The sequence below is a fragment of the Phycicoccus flavus genome, from assembly GCF_004025965.2.
GTDB lineage: Bacteria > Actinomycetota > Actinomycetes > Actinomycetales > Dermatophilaceae > Phycicoccus > Phycicoccus flavus.
Genome location: NZ_SAYU02000124.1, coordinates 1 through 2,026 on the forward strand (window position 1 = coordinate 1; position 2,026 = coordinate 2,026).

Below are 2,026 nucleotides of genomic sequence, written 5' to 3' on the forward strand. Positions count from 1 at the left end.
TGCCGACGAGGAGGGTCCGCACGCCGAGGCCCCGGAAGCCGGCCTGGACGATGTCGTCGCCGAGCCGGCCGAGCGGTGAGGACCGCCCGCCCGTCCGGGCCGGACCGGGCTCGGGGACCCAGCAGCTCCACCAAATGAGGAACAGGCCGACCCCGAGCAGCAGCCCGACGAGCAGCCCGGTCACGACGCACCCCGGGCCAGCAGCGCGGCGAGGTCGTAGCCCGCGCGCTCGAAGCGGTCGGCGTGCGGCGGGAACCCGTCGGCACGCACGAGCTCACCGCCCCGCCGGACGAACAGCTCGGCGATCTCGACGACGTCCTCCTCGGTGCGCCCGGGCACGGCCGCGATCTCGCGGACGGTCCGGCGGCCGTCGCGCTCCAGGGCCGCGTGGACGACGAGGTCGACGGACGAGGCGACGGTCGGCACGACGAAGCGTGCGGACACGTTCTCGCCGGCCAGCAGGGGCAGGGTGCACATCTTCGTCACGGCCTCGCGGGCGCTGTTCGCGTGCACGGTGCACATGCCGGGCAGACCGCTGTTGAGGGCGATGAGCAGGTCGAGGCTCTCGGCCTGCCGGACCTCGCCGACGATGATCCGTGAGGGCCGCATCCGCAGTGCCTCCTTGACGAGGCGGCGCAGCGGGATCTCGCCGGTGCCCTCGAGCGAGGGCTGCCGGCACTGCATCGCCGCCACGTCGCGGTGCGGGATGCGCAGCTCGAAGACCTCTTCGCACGTCACCACCCGCTCGCGGGCGGGCACCGCGGCGGCCAGGCAGTTGAGCAGCGTCGTCTTCCCTGCTTGCGTGCCTCCGGCGACGAGGATGTTGAGCCCGGCGACGACCGCGGCCTCGAGGAAGCGGGCGGCCTGCCCGGTGAGGGTGCCGAGCCGCACGAGGTCGTCCATCGAGTCGGCCTTGACGACGAACTTGCGGACGTTGACGTACCAGTGCTCGCGGGTGATGTCGGGGATGACGACGTGCAGGCGGCTGCCGTCGGGCAGCACCGCGTCGACGAAGGGGCTGCTGAGGTCGACCCGGCGGCCGGACGACTTCAGCATCCGCTCGACGAGGTCGCGCACCTGGTCGCGGGTGAGCAGCGTCGTGGTCAGCTCGGCGACGCCGTCGCGGGCGACGAACACGCGGGAGGGCTCGTTGACCCAGATCTCCTCGACGGAGGGGTCGTCGAAGTACTGCTGGAGCGGGCCGTAGCCGGCCACCGAGTCCCACAGCGCCTTGGACGTCGCGTCCAGGTCGGCCAGGACCGGCATCCCGCCGTGCATGGAGCGCTCGTCGTAGTCCGAGACGGCCTCACGGACCAGGCGGCGCACGGCACCCTCGTCGCGGGCGGGGTCGAGCCCCGAGCGACGGATGAGCTCACGCACCTCACCCTCGAGCGTCCGCACGGCGTCCACGCCGACCATCTCCCTCCCCGGCGGCCGGATCGGCCGCGTCCAGGGACCCAGAGAACCGCAGCGAGGAATGACCCGCACGCCGAGAACGGCGATTGTGGACAACTTTCTGCATGCATGTCCCGAGGGGTGCGTCGAGCGCGCGCGAGCGGTGACTCCCGGGTCCGCTGTGACTGATGTGCCCGGCGTGAACCACCCGTCGACCAGGCCCGCCGCAGCCCGGTAAAGACCACCGACGGCCGTCTCTTCCGGCGGTCCCGGGGTCGTGCGGTCCGTCGCCGTCCGGGCGAGCAGGCTGTGGAAAACTCCGCGGCCCCGAGGCCGTTCCTGCCTACCGTCCGGGGCATGGAGCTGCGGATGACCGTGCACGTGCCACGCCGTCGACCACGACCGGTCGACGTCGTCGTGTCGTGGTGCGGCGCGGCGGACACCGCCATGCTGCGCGACGCCCTGGCCGGGCATCTGCGGATGCCGGTGCCGGGGCTCGTCGTCGGCGGTGCGGTCCTCGCCGACGATGCTCCGCTCGGGATGCCGCCGCTCCTCGACGGCGTGTCCGTCGCGGTGGCGCCGGGCTCCGGGAGCGCGGTCGCGGGTGGTGCAGGGGACCACCCGCGACCGG

Annotated in this window: 2 protein-coding genes and 1 pseudogene; 1 reads left to right on the forward strand and 2 read right to left on the reverse strand. The window is 73.2% G+C overall.

All coding sequences use genetic code 11. The annotated features are described in order from the left end of the window. Positions 1-184: pseudogene (locus EPD83_RS19875) on the reverse strand (type II secretion system F family protein); the annotation flags it as partial. Further along, the gene (locus EPD83_RS19880) at positions 181-1,410 is read right to left on the reverse strand and encodes a CpaF family protein (RefSeq protein ID WP_235950750.1); all 1,230 of its coding nucleotides are present in this window, start codon (positions 1,408-1,410) and stop codon (positions 181-183) included. The gene EPD83_RS19880 and the pseudogene EPD83_RS19875, both read right to left, overlap by 4 nt. 342 nt (positions 1,411-1,752) lie before the next feature. Between EPD83_RS19880 and EPD83_RS20495 the strand changes: the two genes are divergently transcribed. Then, a partial coding sequence (locus EPD83_RS20495) for a hypothetical protein (protein ID WP_205859640.1) occupies positions 1,753-2,026 on the forward strand: 274 nt, incomplete at its 3' end.